At 68.5% G+C, this 5,740-nt stretch carries 5 protein-coding genes; 4 read left to right on the top strand and 1 reads right to left on the bottom strand.

Annotated elements, in window-relative coordinates:
• A partial coding sequence (locus RMN84_RS08425) for an ATP-binding cassette domain-containing protein (RefSeq protein ID WP_405051466.1) occupies positions 1 to 1,130 on the bottom strand: 1,130 nt, incomplete at its 3' end.
• Between the two features lie 328 nt (positions 1,131 to 1,458).
• Between RMN84_RS08425 and RMN84_RS08420 the strand changes: the two genes are divergently transcribed.
• From RMN84_RS08420 to RMN84_RS08405, 4 genes are all read left to right on the top strand, one after another.
• Positions 1,459 to 2,355 carry a hydroxymethylglutaryl-CoA lyase gene (locus tag RMN84_RS08420; protein WP_309611730.1) on the top strand — a complete coding sequence of 299 codons (897 nt, stop codon included), beginning with the start codon at positions 1,459 to 1,461 and terminating at the stop codon, positions 2,353 to 2,355.
• Positions 2,352 to 3,548: a CoA transferase gene (locus tag RMN84_RS08415; protein ID WP_309611729.1), complete on the top strand. Its 1,197-nt coding sequence runs from the start codon at positions 2,352 to 2,354 to the stop codon at positions 3,546 to 3,548. Before RMN84_RS08420 ends, RMN84_RS08415 begins: the two co-directional genes overlap by 4 nt.
• A 13-nt stretch (positions 3,549 to 3,561) precedes the next feature.
• Complete coding sequence (locus RMN84_RS08410) at positions 3,562 to 4,665, top strand: alcohol dehydrogenase catalytic domain-containing protein (protein ID WP_309611732.1); 1,104 nt, start codon at positions 3,562 to 3,564, stop codon at positions 4,663 to 4,665.
• 72 nt (positions 4,666 to 4,737) lie between these two features.
• A partial coding sequence (locus RMN84_RS08405) for a hydantoinase/oxoprolinase family protein (RefSeq protein ID WP_309611728.1) occupies positions 4,738 to 5,740 on the top strand: 1,003 nt, incomplete at its 3' end.

Here is a 5,740-nt window from a genome sequence, read left to right as displayed (position 1 = left end):
GCGAACAGCGACACGTCCTGCGGCAGATAGCCGATGTGCCGCGCCAGCCGCTCGCTGTCCCAGTCGGCGGCGCTCGCCCCGTCGATGCGGATCAGCCCGCGCTCGGGCCTTAGCGCCCCGGCCAGAACGCGCAGCAGGGTCGATTTGCCGGCCCCGCTCGGCCCCATGATCGCGATGACCTCGCCCGGCCCCATCGCAAAGCCGACCCCGCCGAGCAGGAAGCGATTCTCGGCCGGGTTGCCGACGAAGATATTCTCCGCCGAAAAACGCCCGGTCGGAGCGGGCAGGCCGGTCGGCGCGAAGCTTGCCTCGCGCGTCGCCAGCAACTGGTTCAGCTTGGCGAACGAGGTCCGCGCCTGGGTCACGCTGCGCCACGAACCCAGCAACTGGTCGATCGGCTGCATCGCCCGCCCGGCCAGGAACGACGCAGCGAAGATCGCCCCCGCCGACGTCCGCCCGGTAATCGCCAGCCACGCGCCCAGTCCCAGCGCCAGCGACTGCAGCGACAGGCGCAGGAACTTGCTCAGCGCGGTGTGGCGACCGGTCACGAAATTGGCCGACAGTTGCTCACGAACCATGTCCATCCGCTCGCGCAAGTGGCGCCGCACCATATTGTCGCGCATGCCCAGCGCGCGGACGACTTCGGACCGCGCGAGGATCTGCTCCTGTGCGACATAGGTCGTCGATGCCGCGTCCGACGCCCGGCCGAGCGATCCGGTCGAGCTTCGCTCCGCGCGCCACGCCAGCAGCGCCAGCACGCCGGTCCCGGCCAGCACCAGCAGCCCGAGCAGCGGGTGGATCAGGAAACACACCAGCACGTACAGCGGCGACCATGGCGCATCCATCAGCGCCAGCATCGCCGGCCCGGTCAGCACCTGGCGCAGCGAATCAAACTCGCGCATCGTCTGCCGCGCCAGCCGGTCGAGCGTTCCGCCGCGCTCGGCCAGGCTGGTGTCCATCAACGTCGCCGACAATTCGCGGTCGAGCCGCGCACTCGCCCGCACCAGCAGCCGCGACCGCACCAGGTCGAGCAGCGCCAGCGATCCCAGCCCGAACAGCAATACCAGGGTCAGGAACAACAGCGTCAGCCCGCCATTGGTCGGCACCACGCGGTCATAGATCTGGATCATGTACAGCATCGGCACCATGAACAACAGGTTCAGCGCCGCGCTGAACCCCGCCACCGCCACGAAATGCCGCTTGCACGCGCGCAGTGCGGCGCGCATCGCCTCGGCCATCGGCTGGTCCGCCCCGTACACTTGCCATCCTTCCAACTTCGCCAGCCGCCGCAAGGGCTTGCCGCTAATCGGGCTTCTCTAGCGGAAGCGTCAGGAAGATGGAATTGCCGCGTTGCTGCCTTCGGTCGCGACCTGTCCCATCGCCGCACGGTAGCCCGGTGGTGGCCGCCGGCGCCACTGTCGGTGGACGGATGGTCGATGTGCGGTCATTGTTGGCATCATGATCGAGATCGTCGAGGTCGGCCCGCGCGACGGGCTGCAGAATGAGCAGATGCTCTTCACCACCGCGCAGAAAATCGCGCTGATCGACCGTGCCGTCGCTGCCGGATCAAAGCGGATCGAGGTCGCGAGCTTCGTCCGCGCCGACCGCGTGCCCCAGATGGCCGATGCCGAGGCGGTCATCGCCGGCCTGTCGCTACCCGCCGACGTCGTCACCATCGGCCTCGTCATGAACGATCGTGGACTCGACCGGGCGCTGCGTACCTCGGTCCACGAAGTCGGCGCGGTGGCGGTCGCGACCGATGCCTTCGCCGCCGCCAACCAGGGCCAGACCTCGCGCGAATCCGCCACCGTCGCCGCCCGCATCATCGCCCGCGCCCGCGCCGAGGGCCGCCGCGCCCAGGCGACCATCGCCGGCGCGTTCGGCTGCCCCTTCGAAGGCGAGGTCGATCCCGCCCACGTCGTTGCCCTCGTCGAAGAAGTCGCCGCCGCCGGCCCGCACGAGATCGCCATCGCCGACACCATCGGCGTCGCCGTGCCGGGGCAGGTGACGGATCTCATCGGGCGCCTTCAGGATCGCCTCCCGGGCTTCCCCATCCGCGTCCACCTTCACAATACCCGCAACACCGCCATCGCCAACGCCTGGGCGGCAATCCAGGCTGGCGCGACCACCCTCGACGCCGCGCTCGGCGGCATCGGCGGCTGCCCGTTCGCGCCCAATGCGACCGGCAATGTCGCGACCGAGGATCTGCTCTATCTGTGCCGCCGCTCGGGCATCGCGACCGGCTACGACCTCGATGCCACCATCGCCGCCGCGCAGTGGATGAGCGATCAATTCGGCCGCCCGCTGCCCGCCATGGTCAGCCGCGCCGGCCCGTTTCCAAAGAGGGGCAAATGACACAGGAAAATCGCGGCGCGCTCAGCGACATTCGCGTCATCGAACTCGGCCAGCTCATCGCCGGTCCGTTCTGCGGCCAGCTGCTCGGCGACATGGGTGCCGACGTCATCAAGATCGAACCCCCGCAAACCGGCGACCCGATGCGCGACTGGGGCCATGGCGAGCATAAACTCTGGTGGGAAGTCGTCGGCCGCAACAAGCGCTCGGTCAGTGCCAATCTGCGCATTCCCGAAGGCCAGGACATCGTCCGCCGCCTCGCCGCCCAGGCCGACATCCTGATCGAGAATTTCAAGCCCGGGACGATGGAGAAATGGGGGCTCGGCCCCGCCGTGCTCCACGCCATCAACCCTCGCCTGATCATCGTCCGCGTCTCCGGCTATGGCCAGACCGGCCCCTATGCCGGCCGCGCCGGTTTCGGCGGCATCGGCGAGGCGATGGGCGGCTGGCGCGCGATCGTCGGCGATCCCGACCGCCCGCCCAGCCGCATGGGCGTGTCGATCGGCGACAGCCTCGCTGCCACCTATGGCTGCATGGGCGCTCTGGCCGCGCTTCACGCGCGGGAACGCACCGGCAAGGGCCAGGTCGTCGACAGCGCGCTCTACGAAGCGGTGCTGCAGGTGATGGAAAGCCTCGTTCCCGAATATGTCGTCGGCGGCCACGTCCGCAAGCGCAGCGGCTCGATCCTCGAGGGCATCGCCCCGTCCAACGTCTATCGCTGCAGCGACGGCGAATATCTCATCGGCGCCAACCAGGACGCGGTGTTCGCCCGGCTGTGCGCGGCGATGGGTCAGCCCCAACTCGCAACCGACGAGCGCTACGCCACCCACCTCGCGCGCGGCCAACACCAGACCGAGCTCGACGACCGCATCGCCGCCTGGACCGCGACCCACACCGTCGCGGAAGTCGAAGCGCTGATGGTCGAATATAGCGTCCCCGCCGGCCGCATCTTCGGTGCGAAGGACATGCTTGAGGACCCGCACTTCGCCGCGCGTAAATCGTTGGTCGAAGTCGACAGCCCGCGCTGGGGCAAGTTCGCGATGCAGAATAGCTTCCCGCGCCTGTCCGACACGCCGTCGAGCATCCGCCGCCTCGCCCCCGCCACCGTCGGGGCCGACAACGCCGAAGTCTATCGCGACCTGCTCGGGCTGGACGCCGCCGACCTCGACCGCCTCCGCGCCGCCAAGGCGATCTGAGATTTCGGTGCCAATCACCATTACCGCCGCAACGCTCGACGCCATCGGTCAGGCCGGCCCCTATGCCGACACCGCCCCGCTGCGTCTCGCCGAACTGACCCTCGACCCGCCCCGTCCCGGCGAGTTGCTGGTGCGGATCGAGGCGGCCGGTCTGTGCCACTCCGACCTCTCGGTCATCAACGGCGACCGTCCCCGCCCGATGCCGATGGCGCTCGGTCACGAAGCCTGCGCCATGGTCGAGGCGCTCGGCGATCCCGACGACGCGCAATTCGCCGTCGGCGACCGCGTCGTCCTCGCCTTCCTGCCGTCGTGCGGCGCCTGCACCGCCTGCCTCTCGGGCCAAGGCTATCTGTGCCCCAACGGCGCCGCCGCCAACGGCAGGGGTGAATTGCTGCGCGGTGGCGTCCGGCTCCACGAAGGGGTCGGCGATGTCCACCACCACCTCGGCGTCTCGGCCTTCGCCAGCCACGCCGTCATCGACCGTCGCTCGGCGGTCAGGATCGACACCGACGTGCCCGCCGAAATCGCCGCCCTGTTCGGCTGCGCGATCCTCACCGGGGTTGGTGCCGTGCTTAATAGCGCAGCGCTGCGGCTCGGCGAAAGCGTCGCCATCTACGGCCTTGGCGGGGTCGGCCTCGCCGCCCTGCTCGGCGCCATCGCCGGGGGCGCCAATCCCGTCTCGGTAATCGAACCAATGCCCGAAAAGCGCGAACTTGCGCTCGAACTTGGCGCCACCGCCGCCTTCGCCCCGGGCGAGGAGGGCGGCATCGCTCCCCCCGACATCGTTATCGAGACAGTCGGCAAGGCCGCCGTCCTCGAACGCGCCTACGCGCTGGCGAAGCGCGGCGGACGGATCGTCACCGTCGGCCTGCCCAACCCGGCCGAGATGTTCTCCATCCCCGCGATCAGCCTCGTCGCCGATGGCAAGACGATCATTGGCAGCTATCTGGGCAGCGCCATCCCGTCGCGCGATATCCCGCGTTACATCGGCCTGTGGCGCGCCGGCCGCCTGCCGGTCGAACGGCTGCTGACCTCGGTCTCCTCGCTGTCCGACATCAACGCGCTGTTCGACCGGCTCGCTTCCGGACACGCCATCCGCCAGATCGTCATCCCCTGAGCTCACCGCCGACGAAACTTGCGCCACATCGCGCGCGCGGCCATCATCCGCCGACGCAGACAAGGAATGAAGATGGGTTATCGTTTGGGCGTCGATGTTGGCGGGACGTTTACCGATTTGCTGTTGTTCGACGACGCCAGCGGCGATTTCTGGCGGCACAAGACCCCGTCGACCCCGCACGACAGCAGCGAGGGGATCCTCAACGGGGTCAATGCGCTGTGCAGCGAGGCAGGGGTATCGCCGACCAGGATCGACTATTTCCTCCACGGTACGACCGTCGCAACCAACGCCATGCTCGAAGGGAAGGGCGCCCGTGTCGGCCTCGTCACTACCCAGGGCTATCGCCAGATCATGCAGATCGCGCGCAGCTTCGTTCCCGGCGGGCTGGCCGGCTGGATCGTCTGGCCCAAGCCCGAACCGCTCGCCCGCCTCGAAGACACCGTTGAGATCAAGGGCCGCATGGACGCGTTCGGCAAGGAAGTGCGCCCGGTCGACGATGCCGACATCCGCACCCAGCTCGAGAAATTGAAAGCGCAAGGCATCGAGGCGCTGACGATCAGCCAGATCAACGCCTATCTCAACGGCGAGCATGAACGCCGCGTCGCCGCCATCGCCGCCGAGGTGATGCCCGACATTCCCCTCTCGATGAGCCATATCGTCCTGCCCGAAATGCAGGAATATGAGCGCACCCTGACGACCGTCGCCAACGCTGCCGTCCGTCCCTTGGTCGGCCGCTACGTCCGCAATTTGCGCGACAAGCTTCAGAAGATCGAGATGACCGGCCGCCTCTCGCTGCTCCGCTCCGACGGTGGCCTGATGTCGTCGCAGAAATCCGAAGAACACCCCGTCGCGCTGCTGATGTCGGGCCCCGCCGGCGGCGTTACCGGCGCGCTGTGGGTCGCGAAGAACGCCGGGCTCGACAATATCCTCACCCTCGACGTCGGCGGCACCTCGACCGACGTTGCGCTGATTGAACATGGCGAGCCGCGCCGCGTCCGCACGACCGAAGTCGGCCACCTCTCGGTCCGCGCGTCTTCGCTCGATGTGAAGACCGTTGGTGCGGGCGGCGGCTCGA

Source organism: Sphingomonas sp., from assembly GCF_031380695.1.
GTDB lineage: Bacteria > Pseudomonadota > Alphaproteobacteria > Sphingomonadales > Sphingomonadaceae > Sphingomicrobium.
Note: the sequence above shows the minus strand (reverse complement) of the source record. Positions and strands in the feature narration are given on the sequence as shown.